The 19725-nt window shown below is 71.5% G+C and carries 16 protein-coding genes and 2 pseudogenes; 8 read left to right on the forward strand and 10 right to left on the reverse strand.

Features of this window, described 5'->3' with window-relative positions; genetic code table 11:
* Positions 1-5: 5 nt before the first annotated feature.
* Complete coding sequence (locus tag ACZ4MF_RS14220) at positions 6-659, reverse strand: response regulator transcription factor (protein WP_055494404.1); 654 nt, start codon at positions 657-659, stop codon at positions 6-8.
* Positions 660-1075: 416 nt separating this feature from the next.
* Between ACZ4MF_RS14220 and ACZ4MF_RS14225 the strand changes: the two genes are divergently transcribed.
* Positions 1076-1249, forward strand: a complete 174-nt coding sequence (locus ACZ4MF_RS14225; protein WP_167381439.1) for a hypothetical protein — start codon at positions 1076-1078, stop codon at positions 1247-1249.
* A 97-nt stretch (positions 1250-1346) separates the two neighbouring features.
* Here the strand turns inward: ACZ4MF_RS14225 and ACZ4MF_RS14230 are convergent, their stop codons facing one another.
* Entirely contained in the window at positions 1347-2162 is an 816-nt protein-coding gene (locus ACZ4MF_RS14230; protein ID WP_467492280.1) for an inositol monophosphatase family protein, read from the reverse strand.
* An 8-nt stretch (positions 2163-2170) separates the two neighbouring features.
* A complete protein-coding gene (locus tag ACZ4MF_RS14235) occupies positions 2171-3298 on the reverse strand; it encodes a ferrochelatase (RefSeq protein WP_467492281.1) in 1128 nt (375 codons plus the stop codon).
* Between the two features lie 182 nt (positions 3299-3480).
* Between ACZ4MF_RS14235 and ACZ4MF_RS14240 the strand changes: the two genes are divergently transcribed.
* Both ACZ4MF_RS14240 and ACZ4MF_RS14245 read left to right on the forward strand, forming a co-directional pair.
* Positions 3481-4719 (forward strand): MFS transporter, encoded by a 1239-nt coding sequence (locus tag ACZ4MF_RS14240; RefSeq protein ID WP_467492282.1) that lies wholly within the window; start codon positions 3481-3483, stop codon positions 4717-4719.
* Positions 4679-5998, forward strand: a complete 1320-nt coding sequence (locus tag ACZ4MF_RS14245) for a D-arabinono-1,4-lactone oxidase (RefSeq protein ID WP_467492283.1) — start codon at positions 4679-4681, stop codon at positions 5996-5998. Before ACZ4MF_RS14240 ends, ACZ4MF_RS14245 begins: the two co-directional genes overlap by 41 nt.
* On the opposite strand, the gene ACZ4MF_RS14250 is transcribed toward ACZ4MF_RS14245, so the two are convergent.
* Entirely contained in the window at positions 5922-6665 is a 744-nt protein-coding gene (locus tag ACZ4MF_RS14250) for a hypothetical protein (RefSeq protein ID WP_467492284.1), read from the reverse strand. The genes ACZ4MF_RS14245 and ACZ4MF_RS14250 overlap by 77 nt on opposite strands.
* Positions 6666-7174: 509 nt before the next feature.
* Between ACZ4MF_RS14250 and sepH the strand changes: the two genes are divergently transcribed.
* Positions 7175-8236: a septation protein SepH gene (sepH, locus tag ACZ4MF_RS14255; protein ID WP_467492285.1), complete on the forward strand. Its 1062-nt coding sequence runs from the start codon at positions 7175-7177 to the stop codon at positions 8234-8236.
* A gap of 65 nt (positions 8237-8301) precedes the next feature.
* Here the strand turns inward: sepH and ACZ4MF_RS14260 are convergent, their stop codons facing one another.
* Entirely contained in the window at positions 8302-9153 is an 852-nt protein-coding gene (locus ACZ4MF_RS14260) for a sulfurtransferase (RefSeq protein WP_467492286.1), read from the reverse strand.
* A 321-nt stretch (positions 9154-9474) separates the two neighbouring features.
* On the opposite strand from ACZ4MF_RS14260, the gene ACZ4MF_RS14265 reads away from it, so the two are divergent.
* Positions 9475-10266: a VOC family protein gene (locus ACZ4MF_RS14265; RefSeq protein ID WP_467492287.1), complete on the forward strand. Its 792-nt coding sequence runs from the start codon at positions 9475-9477 to the stop codon at positions 10264-10266.
* A gap of 22 nt (positions 10267-10288) precedes the next feature.
* Here ACZ4MF_RS14265 and ACZ4MF_RS14270 read toward each other — a convergent pair.
* Positions 10289-10925, reverse strand: a pseudogene (locus tag ACZ4MF_RS14270) (thymidine kinase).
* Between the two features lie 863 nt (positions 10926-11788).
* Here ACZ4MF_RS14270 and ACZ4MF_RS14275 point away from each other — a divergent pair.
* The 3 genes from ACZ4MF_RS14275 to eutC are packed head-to-tail and all read left to right on the forward strand — an operon-like array spanning position 11789 to position 15607.
* Complete coding sequence (locus ACZ4MF_RS14275) at positions 11789-13348, forward strand: APC family permease (protein WP_467492288.1); 1560 nt, start codon at positions 11789-11791, stop codon at positions 13346-13348.
* 46 nt (positions 13349-13394) lie between these two features.
* Complete coding sequence (eutB, locus tag ACZ4MF_RS14280) at positions 13395-14828, forward strand: ethanolamine ammonia-lyase subunit EutB (RefSeq protein ID WP_467492289.1); 1434 nt, start codon at positions 13395-13397, stop codon at positions 14826-14828.
* Positions 14825-15607, forward strand: coding sequence for an ethanolamine ammonia-lyase subunit EutC (eutC, locus tag ACZ4MF_RS14285; RefSeq protein ID WP_467492290.1), 783 nt, complete (start codon positions 14825-14827; stop codon positions 15605-15607). The genes eutB and eutC overlap by 4 nt, the downstream gene beginning before the upstream one ends.
* Before the next feature lie 140 nt (positions 15608-15747).
* On the opposite strand, the gene ACZ4MF_RS14290 is transcribed toward eutC, so the two are convergent.
* The 4 genes and pseudogenes from ACZ4MF_RS14290 to ACZ4MF_RS14305 form a co-directional block, all read right to left on the reverse strand.
* The gene (locus tag ACZ4MF_RS14290; protein WP_467492291.1) at positions 15748-16605 is read right to left on the reverse strand and encodes a transglutaminase family protein; all 858 of its coding nucleotides are present in this window, start codon (positions 16603-16605) and stop codon (positions 15748-15750) included.
* Complete coding sequence (locus tag ACZ4MF_RS14295) at positions 16605-17537, reverse strand: alpha-E domain-containing protein (RefSeq protein WP_467492292.1); 933 nt, start codon at positions 17535-17537, stop codon at positions 16605-16607. The genes ACZ4MF_RS14290 and ACZ4MF_RS14295 overlap by 1 nt, the downstream gene beginning before the upstream one ends.
* A complete protein-coding gene (locus ACZ4MF_RS14300; RefSeq protein WP_467492293.1) occupies positions 17534-19075 on the reverse strand; it encodes a circularly permuted type 2 ATP-grasp protein in 1542 nt (513 codons plus the stop codon). Before ACZ4MF_RS14300 ends, ACZ4MF_RS14295 begins: the two co-directional genes overlap by 4 nt.
* Positions 19076-19201: 126 nt before the next feature.
* Positions 19202-19725 (reverse strand): annotated as a pseudogene (locus tag ACZ4MF_RS14305) (endonuclease domain-containing protein); the annotation flags it as partial.

Raw genomic sequence — 19725 nt, forward strand, 5'->3', positions numbered from 1 at the left:
GGGGATCAGATCCGGTAGCCGGAGCCGGGCACGGTGACGATGACCGGTGGCTCGCCCAGCTTGCGGCGCAGCGTCATGACCGTCACGCGGACCACGTTGGTGAACGGGTCGGTGTTCTCGTCCCAGGCCTTCTCCAGCAGCTGCTCGGCCGAGACGACCGCGCCCTCGCTGCGCATCAGGACCTCCAGGACCGCGAACTCCTTCGGCGCGAGCTGGACCTCCTTGCCCTCGCGGAAGACCTCGCGGCGGTTGGGGTCGAGCTTGATGCCGGCGCGCTCCAGCACGGGCGGCAGGGGCACGCTCGTACGACGGCCGAGGGCACGCACGCGCGCGATCAGCTCGCTGAACGCGAAGGGCTTGGGCAGATAGTCGTCGGCGCCGATCTCCAGGCCCTCGACACGGTCGCTGACGTCGCCGGACGCCGTGAGCATGAGCACGCGCGTGGGCATGCCCAGCTCGACGATCTTGCGGCAGACGTCGTCGCCGTGCACGAGCGGGAGGTCGCGGTCGAGGACGACCACGTCGTAGTCGTTGACTCCGATGCGCTCCAGGGCGGCCGCACCGTCGTACACGACGTCGACGGCCATGGCCTCCCGGCGCAGTCCGGTGGCCACCGCATCGGCGAGCAGTTGCTCGTCCTCGACGACGAGTACGCGCACGTCGCATCCTTCCTCTGTCCGCCCGCCGTCGCGCACCGTGGGCGCGTGCGGGCAGGGGTGTTCGTGGGGTGTGACCTCCATCCTGCCCTTTTCGGTCGTAAGTCGGCTGTAAGGCGGGTTGCGGACCGTACGGATCGGCGCTCCGGGGCAGGAATGCGAGATTTTCTCCTCCGGTTGAGGTTTCCGGGTGAGGGAGCGGGGGGAGGACGGCTTTACACCCCGCGATCACACTCTGCATGTGCCGCAGCACCATGCGGTACTCCGCCGCCGCTTTTCGCAGAGCGGGCGCGGGTGTCCGGCACCGTCGCCGCCCGGCAGGGCAGCGCTGGGCACTCGCGAGGGCCGTGATCGCCCCTTTTTCCCGACGGCACACCCCCGTGCCACCGACCCACGACCCAAGGACGAGGGGGCGCAGCATGGACGCTTTCACCGCAGGACTTCTCCAGCGCATAAAGGCGACCGAGTCCGACCTGTCGCGGGCTCGTGACGAGGGCGACGACTTCCTCGTCGAGGTGGAGCAGGCAGAGCTCGACGACCTGCGACGCCTCGCCGCCGAACACGGTGTGGAAGTCGGCGCGTCACGCGTCTGATCAGCTTGGCAGCACGACGGCGGGACCCCCGGTGAATCCAGCACCGGGGGTCCCGTCCGTTCTGCCCGGGCTGTTGCCGGACCCGGCTCAGCCGTGCTCAGTCATGCCACGCCCCGAAGTCCTCCAGCAGGCCCTGGAGCGGCTCGAACACGCCCGGTGACCCGGCGACGGTGAGCTCCCGCGAGGGCCGCTCCCCCGCCCGCCCGCCGACCAGCGCGCCCGCCTCCCGGGCGATGAGATCCCCCGCGGCGAAGTCCCATGCGTTGAGCCCGCGCTCGTAGTAGCCGTCCAGCCGGCCGCAGGCCACGTCGCACAGGTCGATCGCCGCCGAGCCGCCGCGCCGGATGTCGCGCAGCAACGGGACCAGCCGCGCGGCCACCTCGGCCTGGTGGGCGCGGACCTCTGTGACGTAGTTGAAGCCGGTGGAGACCAGGGCCTGCTCCAGCGGGGGCGCGGGGCGGCAGGCCAGCGCCCGCTCGCCCTCCCACGCGCCCCTCGCCCAGGCTCCGCCGCCGCGCACGGCGTGGTAGGTCTCGCCGCGCATCGGCGCCGCGACGACCCCGGCGACGGTCTCGCCGTCCTGCTGCGCAGCGATGGACACCGCCCAGGTCGGCAGGCCGTACAGGTAGTTGACGGTGCCGTCGAGCGGGTCGATGACCCAGCGGACGCCGCTCGTGCCCGGGACGGCGGCGCCCTCCTCGCCGAGGAAGCCGTCGTCGGGGCGGCGGCCGGAGATCAGGTCGGTGATCAGCTTCTCGGCCGCGATGTCCATCTCGGTGACGACGTCGATCGGGCTGGACTTGGTCCTCGCCACCGCCAGGTCGGCCGGGCGGCCGTCCCGCAGCAGCTCTCCGGCTCGGCGGGCGGCCTCCTGGGCCAGCTCCAGCAGATCCCGGTGCAGGGCGTCGGTCACGGGGCTCCTCACGCGTAGGGGCTGTCGGCGCCCGCGGCGGCCGGGCGCGGGGCGCGGGCCGGGCAGCAGCCGACGGGGCAGAGGTGGTGGCTGGGGCCGAGGGCGCCCAGGGCGCAGGGGGTGACCTCCTGGCCGCGCTCCACGGCGGCGCGCTCGATGATCAGCTCGCGGACGGCGGCGGCGAAGCGGGGGTCCGCGCCGACCGTGGCCGAGCGGCGCACCGGCAGGCCGAGCTCCTCGGCCTTGGCCCGGGCCTCGGTGTCGAGGTCGTAGAGGACCTCCATGTGGTCCGAGACGAAGCCGATGGGGGCCATGACGACCGCCGGGACACCCGCCGCGTGCCGCTCCTCCAGGTGGTCGCAGATGTCCGGCTCCAGCCACGGGATGTGCGGCGCGCCGGAGCGCGACTGGTAGACGAGCCGCCAGGGGTGGTCGACGCCGGTGCGCTCGCGGACCGCGTCGGCGATCAGCTGGGCCACGTCCAGGTGCTGCTCGACGTAGGCGCCGCCCTCACCGTGCGTCTCGACCGGGCCGGAGGTGTCGGCGGCGGAGGCCGGGATGGAGTGCGTGGTGAAGGCGATGTGGGCGCCCGCGCGGACGTCCTCGGGGAGGTCGGCGAGGGAGCGCAGCACGCCGTCGATCATGGGCTCGACGAAGCCGGGGTGGTTGAAGTAGTGCCGCAGTTTGTCGATCTTCGGCAGCTCCAGGCCCTCGTCCGCCAGCGCGGCCAGCGCGTCGGCGAGGTTCTCGCGGTACTGGCGGCAGCCCGAGTAGGAGGCGTAGGCGCTGGTGGCGAGCACGAGGATGCGGCGGCGGCCGTCGGCGACCATCTCGCGCAGCGTGTCCGTCAGGTACGGCGCCCAGTTGCGGTTACCCCAGTAGACCGGCAGGTCCAGGCCGTGTTCGGCGAAGTCCTTGCGCAGGGCGTCCAGGAGGGCGCGGTTCTGGTCGTTGATGGGACTGACACCGCCGAACAGGAAGTAGTGCTGCCCGACTTCCTTCAGGCGTTCCCTCGGGATGCCCCGCCCGCGCGTGACGTTCTCCAGGAACGGGACCACGTCGTCCGGGCCTTCGGGGCCGCCGAAGGAGAGCAGGAGCAGGGCGTCGTACGGGGTGGCATCGAGCGCGTCTGGCATGACTCGATCCTGCCACCCGGCACTGACAGCCGGGGAACGGCCGGGTGACGAGTCGGGTTCCAGTAGGTTTAGGGCGTTTTTTCCCGCGAATTTCCGTGGCGATATCCGGGTGTGCTGAGGGTTGCCTGACTCGTAAGCTGTATCGGCCGCATTCGGACCTTACGAGCCGTCCCGGAGACCACGTGCCCAGCCCCTACAGCGCCCTGTTCGCCGAGCCCGGCACGAAAGCGTTCTCCGCCGCGGGATTCCTCGGCCGGATGCCGCTGTCGATGATGGGCATCGGCGTCGTCACGATGGTCTCCCAGCTGACCGGCCGGTATGGCCTCGCGGGCGCGCTGTCGGCCACCATCGCGCTGTCCGCGGCGGCGATCGGGCCGCAGGTCTCCCGGCTGGTCGACCGGCACGGGCAGCGCCGGGTGCTGCGCCCCGCGACCCTGGTGGCACTCGCGGCGGCGGCCGGGCTGCTGCTCGCCGCGCAGCTGCGCGGGCCGGACTGGGTGCTGTTCGTGTGCGCCGCCGGGATCGGTTCGGTGCCGAGCCTCGGCGCGATGGTCCGGGCACGCTGGGCGACCCTGTACCGGGGCACCCCGAAGCTGCACACGGCGTACTCCTTCGAGTCGGTCGTGGACGAGGTGTGCTTCATCTTCGGCCCGATCATCTCCATCGGGCTGTCCACGACGTGGTTCCCTGAGGCCGGACCGCTGCTGGCCGCCTGCTTCCTGGCCGCCGGCGTCCTCTGGCTCACCGCCCAGCGGGCCACCGAGCCCGAGCCGCACCCGCGTGAGCGCCACGGCGGCGGCAGCGCCCTGCGCTCGCCCGGGCTCCAGGTGCTGGTGGCCACCTTCGCGGCGACCGGCGCGATCTTCGGGGCGGTGGACGTGGTGACGGTCGCCTTCGCCGACGAGCGCGGGCACAAGGGAGCCGCGAGCATCGTGCTAGCGCTGTACGCGGCCGGTTCCTGTGCCGCCGGGGTGGTCTTCGGGCTGCTGCGGTTCGCCGGGGCGCCGGAACGTCGCTGGCTGCTGGGCGTGGCGGCGATGGCCGTGAGTATGATCCCCCTCCTACTGGTCGGAAACCTGCCGCTTCTGGCCGTGGCGCTGTTCGTTGCGGGGCTGTCCATCGCACCGACGATGATCACGACGATGTCCCTCATCGAAGAGCACGTACCTCGCGCGAAGCTGACCGAGGGCATGACCTGGGTGAGCACCGGCCTGGCGGTCGGCGTCGCGCTCGGCTCGTCCGTGGCCGGCTGGGTGATCGACGCAGCCGGGGCGCGGGCCGGGTACGGGGTTCCGGCCGCGTCCGGGACCGTCGCGGTCGCGGTCGGTTTCCTCGGGTACCGCCGGCTGCGCAGGCCGGCCTCGGGTCGGGGAGGCACCGTTGAGCAGCACAGCGAGCGGGAAGAACGGCACCTGGCGTAACTGGGGCGGGAACGTCACCGCCCGGCCCGCCCGGCAGGTCGCACCGGCCTCGGTGGAGGAGCTGGCCGAGGCGGTGCGCCGGGCCCGCGAGGACGGCCTGAAGGTCAAGGCGGTCGGTACGGGGCACTCGTTCACGTCGATCGCGGCCACCGACGGTGTCTTGATCCGCCCTCAACTGTTGACGGGCATCCGCGCCATCGACCGGGAAGCCATGACGGTCACGGTGGAGGCGGGCACCCCGCTCAAGCGACTCAATGCCGCTCTCGCGCGCGAGGGCCTGTCGCTCACCAACATGGGCGACATCATGGAGCAGACCGTCTCCGGCGCCACCGGCACCGGCACCCACGGCACGGGGCGCGAGTCCGCCTCCATCGCCGCCCAGATCAAAGGGCTCGAACTCGTCACGGCCGACGGCTCGGTGCTCGCCTGCTCCGAGAAGGAGAATCCCGACGTCTTCGCCGCGGCCCGCATAGGACTCGGCGCCCTGGGCGTCGTCACCGCGATCACGTTCGCCGTGGAGCCCCTCTTCCTGCTCACCGCGCGCGAGGAGCCGATGCCGTTCGAGCGGGTTCTCGCGGAGTTCGATCAACTCTGGGCCGAGAACGAGCACTTCGAGTTCTACTGGTTCCCGCACACCGGCAGCACCAACACCAAGCGCAACAACCGCAGCGCCGGCCCGGAGCAGCCGGTGGGGCAGCTGGCCGGCTGGTTCGAGGACGAGTTCCTCTCCAACGGCGTCTTCCAGGCGGCCCAGTGGGTCGGCCGGGCCGTTCCCCGGACCATCCCCGCGATCGCCCGGATATCCAGCAAGGCGCTGTCCGCGCGGACGTACACCGACATCCCTTACAAGGTCTTCACCTCACCGCGCCGGGTGCGCTTCGTGGAGATGGAGTACGCGGTGCCGCGCGCTGCCCTGGCGCAGACGCTGCGCGAGCTGAAGGACATGGTCGACCGCTCGGGCCTGCGCATCAGCTTCCCGGTCGAGGTCCGCACGGCACCGGCCGACGACATCACCCTGTCCACCGCGTCCGGCCGGGACAGCGCCTACATCGCCGTCCACATGTTCCGGGGCACGCCGTACCAGGCCTACTTCACCGCCGCCGAGCGCATCTTCACCGCGCACGAGGGCCGGCCGCACTGGGGCAAGGTGCACACGCGGGACGCCGAGTACTTCGCGCGCGTGTACCCGCGCTTCGGCGAGTTCACTGCGCTGAGGGACCGCCTTGACCCGGATCGGCTGTTCCAGAACGACTACTTGCGGAGGGTTCTGGGGGTGTAGGCGTCGCGGCGGATGCGCTGGGCGTGGGGATCGGAGTGGCGGAGCCCTCGCTCGGCCGTCCGCTCGGGGAGTCACCGTGGGTGGGCGTCCCGCCGGGCGCCGTACTCCCGCCGGAACCGGGCGCGTGCTCGCGCGACGGCCCGTCCGAGGGAGTCGTCGGCCCACCGGAGGGGACATCGGACTCGGACCGCTCGGGGTGCGACCCGGACGCGCCCCGTCCGCCGACCGCGTCGCTGACCGTCGTACCCGCGCCGCCGCTGAAGCTGCTGCCGGAGACCAGTTCGTACGTCGTGATGCCGGCCATCGTCACACCGAACACGACGGCGGCCGCGACCATCGGCCGCCGCCAGCTCTTCACCCGCGCGCGGTAGACGGTCCCCTCGGTGAACTCGCCCGGCCCCGGGGCCAGTTGTTCCCGGGGGCGGGGCGCGACCGTCGCGTCCCTCAGCTGCTCCCCGGTGTGCTTGAAGAAGTGCTGGAAGAGCGTGCCGCCGCAGGTGGCGACGATGCTGACGACTCCCGCGCCGAGGATCGTGCCGTACACACCGAAGTACGACGCCAGCTTGGCCGCCACGACCGCCGCCAGGGCGCTGCCCGCGACCTGGGGGACGCTCAGGTCGATCCGCCTGCGACCCTGCGCACGGCCCTTTTCGGGCGTTTCACGCATACCCGGAACTTGCCTTCCCTTCCCATATATGGCGATGCACTTGTCGTCATGGACGACATTGACGACATTGATCCATCGACTGCATGAGAAAGGGACGTACAGCAGAAACCATTAGTTCCGTTTCTGGGGATTGCGTGAAGTTCGCCACGTTCATGATCGATGAAACCGGTTGCCGGGAGCCGAGCGCCCACCCTTGCCGGAAGTTGGGCGGCGCGCCCATCCACGCACATGGTCCAAATGGAGTACTGTTGCGAGCCCTGGGTCCGGTCTCCCACCAGGATGTCCGGGGCCTTGCAGGACCGCCGGGAGGGGGGCAAGTTGCACAGGGTGACAGAGTTGGTCACTTAGCGTTGCGAACGGTCACCGTGCCATAACGGCGGCCCCGGGCCCGTGCCCGACACGCCGGGCAACTCGGCAAGGTTGTGGCAGGCTGCACCCGGGCAGGCCACACTCGACTAGCGGAAGCAGCGACGCACGTGACGTCGGCAGGCACCACCCGGGAGGTCCCCATGCCCGAACTGCGTGTCGTGGCCGTCTCGAATGACGGCACACGGCTGGTGCTGAAAGCTGCCGACGCAACGGAGTACACCCTTCCGATCGACGAGCGCCTTCGCGCCGCCGTGCGCGGCGACCGGCCCCGCCTCGGCCAGATCGAGATCGAGGTCGAGAGCCATCTGAGGCCCCGTGACATCCAGGCGCGGATACGTGCGGGTGCCACCGCGGAGGAGGTCGCGCAGCTCGCCGGCATCCCCGTCGACCGGGTACGGCGCTTCGAGGGGCCCGTGCTGGCCGAGCGTGCCTTCATGGCCGAGCGCGCCCGCAAGACCCCGGTCCGCCGCCCCGGCGAGAACTCCGGTCCGCTGCTCGGCGAGGCCGTGCAGGAGCGGCTGTTGCTGCGCGGCGCCGAGAAGGAGAGCGTGCAGTGGGACTCCTGGCGTCGTGACGACGGCACGTGGGAGGTGCTCCTCGTCTACCGGGTCGCGGGCGAACCGCACTCGGCGAGCTGGACGTACGACCCGCCCCGGCGGCTCGTGCAGGCTGTGGACGACGAGGCTCGCTCGCTGATCGGCGAGTCCGACGATCTCGCCGTACCGGAGCCGAGCTTCCCGTTCGTCCCGCGCATCGCCCGGCTGCCGCGCGAGCGTTCGATGGACCGGGCGCTCGAACGGGTCGACCGCGACCGGGAGCGGCCGAGCCTGCCCGCGCCGCCTGCCGAGGCCGCCGAGGAGTCCGCGTCCACGGCGTCCACGGGCGAACGCGACTCGCTGACCAGCCTGTTGGAGGCCGTCCCGAGTTTCCGGGGCGACCTGGTCGTCCCGGAGCGCCGGGAGGAGGCGCCGGAGGAGCCCGTCGACGAACCGGAGGCGGAGGAGCCGCCGGCGCCCGCCGCCTCGGCCGGTTCGGCGTACGCGGACGTCCTCATGCCCCGCTCGGTCGGCAGCCATCGCGACCGGCTCGTCGGCGCCACCGACCGCCAGGCCGAGGCCGACGGCGTCCGCCCCGGCCGCCGCGCCGCCGTCCCGAGCTGGGACGAGATCGTGTTCGGCACGCGCCGCAAGAAGCAGGAATAGCCAGAGCCGTACAGCAGAAGTGGGGGCACGCGTGCCCCCACTTCTGCTGCCGATAAGGCTTTTCGCTACTGCGGGTCCGCCCCCACCGCGACCGGCCGGTTCGGATCCGAGGACCACTCGGACCAGGAACCGACGTACAGGGCCGCCGGAATGCCCGCCACGGCCAGCGCGAGGACCTCGTGCGCGCCCGAGACGCCCGAGCCGCAGTAGACGCCCACCTCGGCGTCCTCGGCGACGCCCAAGGCCTTGAAACGGTCGCGCAGTTCGGCCACGGGCAGGAAGCGGCCGTCGGGACCCACGTTCTCGGTCGTCGGCGCCGACAGCGCACCCGGGATGTGCCCGCCGACGCGGTCGATCGGCTCCACCTCACCGCGGTAGCGCTCCCCCGCACGGGCGTCCAGCAGCACGCCTGTACGGGCCAGGGCCGCGGCCTCGTCCGCGTCCAGCCGGCCGGTGGCGGCCGGTGCCGGACGGAAGTCGCCCTCGGCCGGATCCGTTGCCTCCGTGGACAGTTCGCCCGCCCAGGAGGGCAATCCGCCGTCCAGGACCCGCACGTCCGGGTGACCCGTCCAGCGCAGCAGCCACCACGCGCGCGCGGCCGCCCAGCCCTGGCCGCCGTCGTACACGACGACCGGCCGGTCCGCGCACACGCCCGCGCGGCGCATCGCGGCACCGAACTCCCCGAGGTCCGGCAGCGGATGCCGGCCGCTCGCCCCGGGCGCCCCGGCCAACTCCCGGTCCAGGTCGACGAAGACCGCGCCCGGGATGTGCCCGGCCGCGTACTCGGCCCGCCCGTCGAAGGCCGGCGCGCCCGCCGCCCTGGCCGTGCTCAGCTGCCAGCGCACGTCCAGCAGGACCGGCGGGCGCTCACCGGTCAGCTCGTGTGCGAGGTCGGTTGCGGTGATGATGACGTTCATGGCGTCCATGCATACGCCAGGGGTGGCCGCGGCGTCCAGGTCGGGCTACTCTGCTCGGCCGGACAGGCTCGATCACGAGGAGTGGGGGATCGAGCACGTGCTGTACAGCCGACGGCCACCCTCCGGCCAGCGTCAGGAAGCGCCGCAAGTCGGCAGAACGGGCATCCTCCCGGAGGTGTCGCCGAGCGGCGGCGCGGTATGGCCCGCAGCGGAGTGGAGGATGCGGGCACCGGCACGGGCGTTCCCGCCGCCGGCGTGGACACCCCTTCCGGGGAGCGGAAGCGACACGGCCACCGCGAGGGGCCGGGGAGAGAGTGATCGATGACCGAGGCACGGGAGCCGGCCCGGCCGCACGCGCGGCGCGCGCCCGGCACACCCTGCTGGGTGAGCCTGATGGCGCACGGGCTGGCCGCCACCGAGGAGTTCTACGGCGAGCTGTTCGGCTGGGAGTTCCGGCCGGGCCCGCAGCAGCTGGGCCCCTATGTGCGGGCGCTGCTCGACGGGCGGGAGGTGGCCGGAATGGGCCAGCTGCCGCCGGACCGCCGGCTGCCGATCGCCTGGACGCCGTACTTCGCCTCGGACGACGTGGACCGCACGGCGGACACGGTGCGGCTGTGCGGAGGCACGGTGGCGGTCGGCCCGCTGGACGCCGCCGAGGCCGGGCGGATGGCGATCGCCGCCGACCCCTCCGGGGCGGTGTTCGGCATCTGGCAGGGTTCCGCGCACCTCGGCACCGCCCTCACCGGCGTGCCGGGCACGCCGGCCTGGAACGAGCTGGTGACGTACGAGACGGAAAGCGTCGCCAAGTTCTACGCGACCGTGTTCGGTTACGAGGAGGAGCCGGTGGTGTCCGCCGACTTCGACTACGTGACCCTGCACCTGGGCGGCCGGCCGGTCGCCGGACTGCACGGCGTGGGCCACGGCCTGCCCCGGGACCGGGGGTCGCACTGGAGGACGTACTTCGAGGTCGCCGACGCCGATCTGACCCTGCGGCAGGTCACGGAGCTGGGCGGCCGGGTCGTCCGGCCGGCGCAGGACAGCCCGCACGGGCGCGTGGCGACGGTGGCGGACCCGGAGGGCGCGGAGTTCTCGCTGATCCAGGAGCCGCACTGAGCACGCACCCCAGGGGGCCGGCTCAGGCGGGCGGGACCGGCAGGACGTCCGGGGACAGGGCCGCCGCGCGGGGCGACGCAGCGGTCATCCGGCGCCGGTGGTGGCACAGGACCTCGTAGCCGACCTCGCCCGTGGAGCGGTCGACGTCGCCGACGACCACCTGGGCGCCCTCGACGACCATCGCGCCGCCTATCGTGCGGGCGTTGCGCGTGGCGCGGGCGCCGCACCAACACAGCACCTCCACCTGGAGCACCTCGATGCGGTCGGCCGGCTCGACCAGCCGCTGCGAGCCCGGGAAGAGCTTTGGAGCGGAAGTCCGTGGTGATCCCGAACGCGTACGCGTCCAGGCCGAGATCGTCCACGCGCGCGAGCTGGTCGATCTGTGCGGGCGCGAGGAACTGCGCCTCGTCCGCGATCACATAGTCGACCCGGCCGCCCTGCGAGAGACGGTCGACGACGTACGCGTACAGGTCCTGGTCGTCCACGACCTCCATCGCGTCGGTGACCAGGCCGAGCCGGGAGGACAGCTTGCCCTCGCCGGCGCGGTCGTTCCGGGTGAAGATCATGCCGGTGAGACCCCGGGCCGAGCGGTTGTGCTCGATCTGGAGAGCCAGCGTCCTTTTGCTTGGGTATTCACCGTGCGGCCGCTCTTTCAGAATGAGAGCCGCTGGCACGGAATGGTGGCGGGTGCGGACGGGCAGATCCGCTGTGTGTGCGGTGACCTTGCTCCTGATGCCCGTTGCGGTGCGCAAGCAGAGCGTCGGCGCGAGCTGGCGACATCACCGCTGCGCGAGGTCGAACCGCAGCCTCAGCCGGGTATCGACGAGTTCGTACCCGGCAAGGTCTGGCGCGCTGAAAGGATTGGGGAGCTCAGTGACGCGACGCCGGGCGGCGTCCATGACGTCAGGACATGGGAACGATACTTCCGCCAGTCGTGGTGCACTGCTTCAAGCACTCGGGCCTGGAGGAAGCGGCTGTGACTCTGCATTGCCGTCTGGTTCCCTTTTTGCGCCCCGCACAGCCGAGTTGCGTGTACAGCCACGCGAGGGCATCGCGGACGGCTTCGCCCTGCCCGATCGCCAGCATGGTCACGTCCATGGGCCTCGCCCCGCACGGGCACCGTACTCGCTGGAGCGAGCAGTGTGCTCGCTCCAACCATGGCCGGGGCGGGGACCTGGCTGGGGCGCGTTGAGCGACTCGCCGGCCGGCTCGACGAGCCCCACGTCGCCGTCTGATCCGGCACGCACAGCCACACAGGTTTCAGCGGCCCCGTCTTTCCGCACGCGGCGGCTCTGCCGCCGACGTGATCGCGGACCCTCAACGTGAACCACCCTCGACGCGATGGCAGTTCGCGGAGGTGTCGCAGAACCTCCTCACTACGGCCTGCGCGGCCACGAATGCGTGAGATATGTCTCTTTCGCCTGCTTAACGAAGATGAAACGGCGGCCGCCGCATTCCGTAAAGAGGGTTCGCGACGATCGGGCACCTACACCGCCCAGCGCAACATCCGGAGCCAGATCGCGTGACTGCTACAGAATCCGCCCACACACCCCTCGGCGATCCCGGCACGGGCGCCACCCCCGAGCCCAAGCGCCTGCGCACCGGGGCACTGGGCATGTGGGGCGTCGTCTTCACCGTGCTGGCCACGGCCGCTCCCATCACCGCCATGACGGGCAACGTGCCCATCGCGATAGGCTCCGGAGCCGGCACGGGGACCCCGGCCACCTTCATCTTCTGCACCGCCGTTCTGGTCATCTTCACCATCGGCTACTCCGCGATGGCCCGGCACATCACCGCCACCGGCGCCTTCTACGGTTTCGTCACCCGTGGACTGGGCCGGGTCGCCGGGCTGGCCAGCGGCCTCATCGCGACCCTTGCCTACGTGGTCTTCGAGGGCTCGCTGATCGGGATCTTCGCGTCCTTCTTCAAGACGGACGTGGAGACCTTCGGCGGGCCGAAACTGAGCTGGATCGTCTACGCTCTCGTCGGCATCCTCGCCATCGCGGCACTCGGCTACTTCGACATCGAGCTCTCCGGGAAGGTGCTGGGCGTCTTCCTGGTCGCCGAGGTGCTGATCCTGCTGCTGATGGGCGGCTCGGTGCTCTTCCACGGCGGCGGCCCCGACGGTCTGATGACCGACTCCCTCGACCCGGCAGGCGGTTTCACCGCGGTGGCCGGGGGCAGCGTGGCGATTGGTCTGTTCTTCGGTTTCTGGTCGTGGGTGGGCTTCGAGACCACTGCCGTCTACGGCGAGGAGTCCCGCAACCCGACCCGGATCATCCCGCGCGCCACCCTGCTCGTGGTCATCGCGCTCGGCGCGCTCTACACCTTCGTCTCCTGGATGACCATCGCGGGCAACGGCGCGCACAACGCCGTCACCATCGCCCAGGGCAGTACCGGAAACCCCTTCGACCTCTTCTTCGGCATCACCCAGAAGTTCGTGGGTGTCTGGGCCAAGGACCTCTACCAGGTCCTGGCCGTCACCGGCTCCTTCGCCTGTGCGCTGGCCTTCCACAACTCGGCCTCCCGCTACCTCTACGCGATCGGCCGCGAGGGTCTGCACAAGGCCGTCACCCCGCTCGGCGCCACCCACGACAAGCACAAGTCCCCGTGGGTCGCCTCGATCGTGCAGTCCGTGATCACCCTGCTCATCACCTTGTACTTCTTCCTTTTCCAGGCCCCCAGCAAAGCCGCGCCGGACGTGGCGTACTACTACGAGTTCGGCCTGCTGGCAATCATGGGCACGATGGGGATCCTCATCGTCCAGGCGATCTGCTCCCTCTCGGTGATCTGGTACTTCCACGGCGGCAAACGCCACCCGGAGACCCGTAGCTGGTGGCGGACTCTGCTCTGTCCGGCGGTGGGCGCAGCGGGCATGGCCTACGTCGTCTACCTGCTGTTCAGCAACCTCTCCTTCGCGGCGGGCGCCGCCTCCAACAGTCCCGTCTACACCCTCGCCCCCTACCTGGTGATCGGTGTGGGCGTGCTGGGCGCGGTGACGGCGCTCGTGCTCCGGTCCACCGACCGGGCGCGCTACGAGCAGATCGGCAGCACGGTTCTGGCCGAGTCCCACGAGCGCTGAAAGCCCCTCATGCGTACCGCTGAGAGAGTTCGGAGAGGTTGACAGTATGGTCTACCGCAGCACTCTGCGTGGCGAGCGGTTCACGTTCGCCACGCTGCCCGAGCTGCTGGCCAAGGCGAACGAGGTGAAGTCGGGTGACCAGCTCGCCGGACTCGCCGCACGCAGCGAGCGGGAGCGAGTAGCGGCCAAGCTCGCCCTGGCCGACGTGCGGGTGGCCGAGATCGCCGCGACTGCCGTCGTGGAGGACGCGGTGACGGAGGCGGTCTCCGTGCCCGCCGACCCGGCGAGCTTCGCGGAGATCGCCTCGCTCACCGTGGGTGAACTGCGCGAGTCGGTCCTGGAGCCCGGCTTCCGGCAGCGCTGGTCGGGTGGGCTGCACGCGGCGATCACCCCGGAGATCGCCGCCGCCTGCGCCAAGCTGATGAGCAATCTGGACCTGGTGGTGGCGGCTGCCCCGCTGCGCCGTACCACCCGCTGCCGTAACACCATGGGCGGTGCGGGCGTCTTCGGCTCTCGCATCCAACCCAACCACCCCACCGACAGCGTGCGCGGCATCATGCTGTCCGCGCTGGACGGCCTGGCGTTCGGCTGTGGCGACGCGATGATCGGCGTCAACCCGGCTACCGAGTCCGTGCCGGTGATCGGCGAGGTGCTGCGCGGCGTGCACGAGCTGATCGCCCGGCTGGGCATACCCACCCAGTCCTGCGTGCTGGCGCACGTCACCACCCAGCTGGCCGCACTGGAGGCAGGCGCACCCGTGGATCTGCTCTTCCAGTCGGTCGCCGGGACGGAGGCGGCCAACGCGAGTTTCGGCATCGACCTCGGCCTGCTCGCTCGCGGCCGGGAGGCTGTGCTCGCCCACCACGCCGAACGGGCGGGCGAGTTCGCCGGCGATCAGGTGATGTACTTCGAGACCGGCCAGGGCAGTGCGCTCTCCGCCGAGGCCCACCACGGCGTCGACCAGCTCACCCTGGAGGCGCGGGCACAGGCGGTGGCCCGGCTCTACGACCCGTTCCTGGTCAACTCGGTGGTCGGCTTCATCGGGCCGGAGTACTTGGCCGACTCGGTGCAGATCACCCGCGCGGGCCTGGAGGACCATTTCGTCGGCAAGCTGATGGGCGTACCGACCGGCGTGGACGTCTGCTACACCAACCACGCGGACGCCGACCAGAACACCAACGACAACCTGCTGGTGCTGCTCGCCTCCGCCGGGTGCACCTTCGTGATGGCCATACCGGCCGGGGACGACGTGATGCTCAACTACCAGACCACCAGCTACCACGATGTGGTGAGTGTCCGCCGGACGCTGGGGCTGCGCACCGCGCCGGAGTTCGAGTTCTGGCTGGCCGAGATGGGCATCCGCTGCGACGGCCGCCCGGGCGGCGGAGCGCACGGCCTGCCGACCAGCCTGGCCGAGCTCGCCTCCGCGCTGGAGGACAGCGGAGCCCTGCGCGCACTCCTCCCCGGAGGTGTGGCGTGACGGAGCACCTGAAGCTCTCCGCCCCTTTTGCCGGCCCGACGACCGCGGAGCGCACCGCTGCCTGGCTGCGCGCGGCGACCCCCGCTCGTGTCTTCACCGGCCGGGCGGGCAGTTCCTACCGCACCGCCACCCTGCTGGCCCTGCGCGGCGACCACGCGGCCGCGCGGGACGCGGTCTCGACGCCGCTGGACCTCGACGCCCCGGGGATGGCCGCGCTGGCCGACCGCTTCCCCTGGACAGTGGTTGCCACCATGGCCGACTCCCGGCACCGCTACCTGCGCCGCCCGGACCTGGGCCGGCGCCTCACCCCGCAAGCGCGGCAGACGATCCGCGCCGAGCACGGACCGGGCCCGGACGTGCAGCTCGTGATCGGCGACGGGCTGTCCTCCACCGCCGTGCACGCCCAGGTGCCGGCTCTGCTGCCACTGGTGCACGAGGGCTGCGCGGTGCGCGGCTGGTCCGTGGGCCGTCCGATCGTGGTACGGCAGTGCCGGGTCGGAGTGCTCAACGAGATCGGTGAGCTGCTGGACCCGGCGGTGGTCGTGCTGCTGATCGGCGAACGCCCGGGCCTGGCGACGGCGGAAAGCCTTTCCGCGTACCTTGCGTACCGGCCGCGTCCCGGGCACACCGACGCGGACCGCAACCTCCTCTCCAACATCCACCGCGCGGGGATTCCGGTGCGGGAGGCCGCGAGCCGGATCGTCGGGCTGGTGGAGGCGCTGATGGCCGACGGGCGGAGCGGAGTGGCCGTCAAGGAGCCTGCCGCACTGGAGAGCTGACCCAGCACCCCGCCGGCCGTGCCGCGATGCGCCGTCGATCGTCTGCGGCGCCGTCACGCGCCATGCACCGAGCGACCTCGCTCCCACCACAGACCGGTCGTCCGGGGGGGGCGGGAGCGGCTCCCCGGCCCCCGCCTCGTTCAGGCGACCCGCGTGAACTCCACGGTCACCTCCGGTGGCCCGCCCGCCACCCCCCGGTACACGCCCTTGTGCGGGGGCACGTCGTCGTAGTCGCGGCCGCGGCCGACCACCACGTGGGACTCGTCGGCGCGGGTGCGGTTGGTCGGGTCGTAGCCGCACCAGTCGCCCGCCCAGTACTCGATCCAGGCGTGGCTCTGCCCGGCGACCGGGCGGTGCAGCTCGGCCTCCTTCTCCGGGTGCAGGTAGCCGGACACGTAGCGGGACGGCAGCCCCAGGCCCCGCAGCAGGGCGATGGTGACGTGGGCGATGTCCTGGCAGACGCCCGTGCCCTGCTCCCAGGCCTCGGCGGCGGAGGTGTTCACGCCGGTGGTGCCGGGCAGGTACGACACCCGGTCGGCGACCAGCGAGGAGACGGCGACGGCCGTCTCGTGCGGGTCGAGGCCCGCCGTGACCTCCCGCGCATGGGCGATCAGCTCCGCCGGAGCCGTCGTACGCACCGTCGGAATCGCGAACTCCAGCAGGCGGGAGCGCGCGGTGCGTTCGGACACCTCCGCCCAGCCGGGCGGCCCGGGAAGCGGACCGGGCGGGGCCGTCTCCACCAGGCTGGAGGCGGTGATGGTGAGGTCGGAGTGCGGGTCCATCAGGTCGAAGCCGGTCACCTGAGTACCCCAGTAGTCCCAGTACGACCAGGTCGCGGCCGCCGGGCCGACGGTCACCCGGCCGTCCAGGGTGGTCTGGCCGGGCAGTGTCAGCGGGGTCATACGGACCTCGTTGTGCGAGGAGACGGCTGCCTGCGCGTAGGAGACGCGGGTCTCGTGCCGGATGCGGAGGCGGCGGATTCCCTTGCTGGTCACCATCACGCTCCTTCCTGGGCCCACTCGACGGCCCCCTGGTACGGGAAGAACTGCTCCGCCACCGCGTCGGCGGACGTCATGCATGCCTGCTGCAAGTCGCGCAGCAGTACCGGTAGTTGCCCCTCAAGAGCGTGCGAGTCCAGGTACTCCAGACGGGTACGCAGGCGGCCGATCGGGCGGCGTGCCGGGTCCTGGCGCGCGCGGCCCAGCGCGGTCAGGCACTCCTCGGCCGTCGTCAGCGCATGCAGCGCCGAGCGCGGGAAGTCCCGGTCCAGAAGCAGGAATTCGGCCACGCGCGGGGTGTCGCCGAAACCGCCGTACACGCGCGCGTACGCCTCGTCGGCGCCGCTCGCGCTCAGCAGCGTCGGCCAGTCCGGCGCGTGCGCCGCGTCCAGCACGCGCACGCTCAGCAGCCGTACGGTCATGTCGACCCGCTCCAGACTCCGGCCCAGGATGACGAACCGCCAGCTGTCGTCCCGGCTCATCGTGGAGTCGGCGAGCCCGAAGAAGAGGGCCGCGCGGCGCCGGACAAGCTCCAGGTAGGCGTACGGGCCCGTACGGCGGGCCGCGAGCCGCTGGTCGGCAAGGGCGTGCCAGGTGGAGTTGAGGCACTCCCACATCTCCGAGGAGACGGCCTCACGGGCGCTGCGGGCATTGAGCCGGGCGGCGCCCAGCGCACCCTCGATGGAACCGGTCGAGCGGGCGTCGAACGCGAGCTGGTCCAGCACCTGCTGCATGTCCACCGGTTCCGCCCCCGCGTCCACGCCGAGGATCGCGTACAGCGACCGGCAGGCCGCGTCCTCGTCGCGCCAGGGGTCCTCCAGCATGCGGTGCAGATAGGCGTCGAGGATCCGGCCGGTGGCGTCCGCCCGCTCGACGTACCGCCCGGTCCAGGTCAGCGCCTCCGCTATCCGGGAGAGGATCACGTCGTTCACTGCTGCGCCCCTTCCTGTACGACCGTGGTGGTGCCGTCGGGACCCAGCTGGCGCGGAGCGACCTCGGGCAGATCACCGGAGCCGACGGAGGCCGGCCGCTCGGCGGGGCCCTCGGCGAGTACCCAGGTGTCCTTGGAGCCGCCGCCCTGGCTGGAGTTGACGATCAGGTTGCCCTCCTGGAGGGCGACGCGGGTGAGGCCTCCGGGCAGCACCCAGACATCGTTGCCGTCGTGCACGGCGAACGGGCGCAGGTCGATGTGGCGCGGGGCCATGCGCTCGCCCGCGAGGGTGGGGGAGGTGGAGAGGGCGACGGGCCGCTGCGCGATGAAGCCGCGCGGGTTGGCGGTGACGGCTTTGCGGGTGCGTTCGAGAGTGTCGGGGTCGGCCTTCGGCCCGATGACGATGCCCTGACCGCCCGCTCCGTCCACCGGCTTGACGACGAGCTGCTCGATCAGGTCGAGGACTGCCTCCAACTGCTCTGGTTCGTCGGGCCGGTAGGACTCCACATTGGGCAGGACCGGTTCCTCGGACAGGTAATACCGAATCAGATCCGGGACGTAGGTGTAGAGCAGCTTGTCGTCCGCGATCCCGTTTCCGACGGCGTTCGCGAGCGTGACGTTGCCCGCCATCGCCGCGCTCATGATCCCCGGGCAGCCGATCACCGAGTCGGGCCGGAAGTGCAGCGGATCGAGGAAGTCGTCGTCCAGACGCCGGTACACGACGTGGACGGGCACCTCGCCGCGCGTGGTCCGCATCCACACGCGGTTGTTCCGGCACAGCAGGTCGTGCCCCTCCACCAGCTGCACACCCATCAGCCGGGCGAGCAGGGCGTGTTCGAAGTAGGCCGCGTTGTTGGGCCCGGGGGTCAGTACGACGACCCGGGGGTCGGCGGTCCCGTCGGGCGCGGCGGCGCGCAGGGCGGCCAGCAGACGGTGTCCGTAACCGTCGACGGGCAGCACGTGCTGCTCGGCGAAGAGGGAGGGGAAGATGCGGGTCATCGCGCGCCGGTTCTCGATCACGTACGACACCCCGCTGGGCACCCGCACATTGTCCTCCAGCACCCGGAAGTCCCCGGCCTCGTCACGCACGAGGTCGATGCCGGCGACGTGGATGCGCACACCACCGGGAGGCTCGATCCCGTGCGCGACCCGGTGGAAATGGGGGGAGTTGAGGAGCAGCCGCCAGGGCACGACGCCGTCCTCGAAGGCACGGCAGGGACCGTAGGCATCGGCGAGATAGGCCTCCAGGGCCCTGACTCTCTGGCCGACGCCGCGTTGTATGAGATCCCATTCGAGGGCGTCGAGGATGCGCGGCACGAGGTCCAGCGGCCACGGCCGCTCCTCGCCCGCGAAGGCGTAGGTCACACCACGGTCGGTGAACGACCGGGCCATCTGGTCGGCTCTGAAACGCAGTTCACTCGGTGCGATCGGCTGCAGCGCCGCCAGTACCGGCTCATAGGCGGTCCTGACCTCACCCGGCCGCACAAACATCTCGTCCCACGCGTCGGCCAACGCGTATGCGTCGAATATATCCGCCATGAGGGGACGTTAAGTGCGGCTCGTAACGCGACGATCTCTGCGTGATTTCCGGCAGCGCACTCGCGGCCGCGCAGCCTCTGGGGTGCCGCACGGTGACGTCGGGGTGTCAGGTCTCCCGGTGCCCGCTCAGAACAGTGCCAGGCCCTCGCCGCTGGTGTCCGCGATGACGGGCCGGGCCTGGGCAGGGAGGCCGTCCACACGGTCGGGTCCGGCCGCGGCGGCCACGGCGGGGGCCGTCTCGGCCAGCCAGACACGGAACCGCTCAGCGGCTTCGCGGTAGGGGACTTGTGCCAGGACACGGTGCTCGCCGGAGGGGCAGAAGTCGAGGGCGACGGTGAGCAGGCAGGAACGGGGCGCGTTCTGACTGCCCGTCCAGGACACGCGCAGGACACCGCAGGGCTTGCGCCCGCGTGGGGCGCGGTGGGTCGGGCGCAGCGGCCGGCAGGCTATGTGGGCGGTCCATGCGGCGAGGTGCGGCAGGGGCAGGGTGGCGCGGGCGCGGCAGCCGGGGCAGCGGTGCCAGTGGCGGAGCCAGTCGTCGGTGTCGGTGGCAAAGAGGCGTGTGTAGCGGTTCGCCACGCGGATGTCGTTGCTGTACAGGTGGTCGGGGCGTTCCAGTGTGTTGCAGGACTGGCAGACGGGGGCGCGGA

Source organism: Streptomyces sp. NPDC025793 (assembly GCF_055558375.1).

What these genes read in the sequence shown, in the direction of transcription:
- ACZ4MF_RS14225 (WP_167381439.1), top strand. Translation starts at nt 1,076, where the DNA reads ATGGACGCTTTCACCGCAGGACTTCTCCAGCGCATAAAGGCGACCGAG.
- ACZ4MF_RS14235 (WP_467492281.1), bottom strand. Translation starts at nt 3,298, where the DNA reads ATGCCAGACGCGCTCGATGCCACCCCGTACGACGCCCTGCTCCTGCTC.
- ACZ4MF_RS14250 (WP_467492284.1), bottom strand. Translation starts at nt 6,665, where the DNA reads ATGCGTGAAACGCCCGAAAAGGGCCGTGCGCAGGGTCGCAGGCGGATC.
- sepH (WP_467492285.1), top strand. Translation starts at nt 7,175, where the DNA reads ATGCCCGAACTGCGTGTCGTGGCCGTCTCGAATGACGGCACACGGCTG.
- ACZ4MF_RS14260 (WP_467492286.1), bottom strand. Translation starts at nt 9,153, where the DNA reads ATGAACGTCATCATCACCGCAACCGACCTCGCACACGAGCTGACCGGT.
- ACZ4MF_RS14265 (WP_467492287.1), top strand. Translation starts at nt 9,475, where the DNA reads ATGACCGAGGCACGGGAGCCGGCCCGGCCGCACGCGCGGCGCGCGCCC.
- eutB (WP_467492289.1), top strand. Translation starts at nt 13,395, where the DNA reads ATGGTCTACCGCAGCACTCTGCGTGGCGAGCGGTTCACGTTCGCCACG.
- ACZ4MF_RS14290 (WP_467492291.1), bottom strand. Translation starts at nt 16,605, where the DNA reads ATGGTGACCAGCAAGGGAATCCGCCGCCTCCGCATCCGGCACGAGACC.
- ACZ4MF_RS14300 (WP_467492293.1), bottom strand. Translation starts at nt 19,075, where the DNA reads ATGGCGGATATATTCGACGCATACGCGTTGGCCGACGCGTGGGACGAG.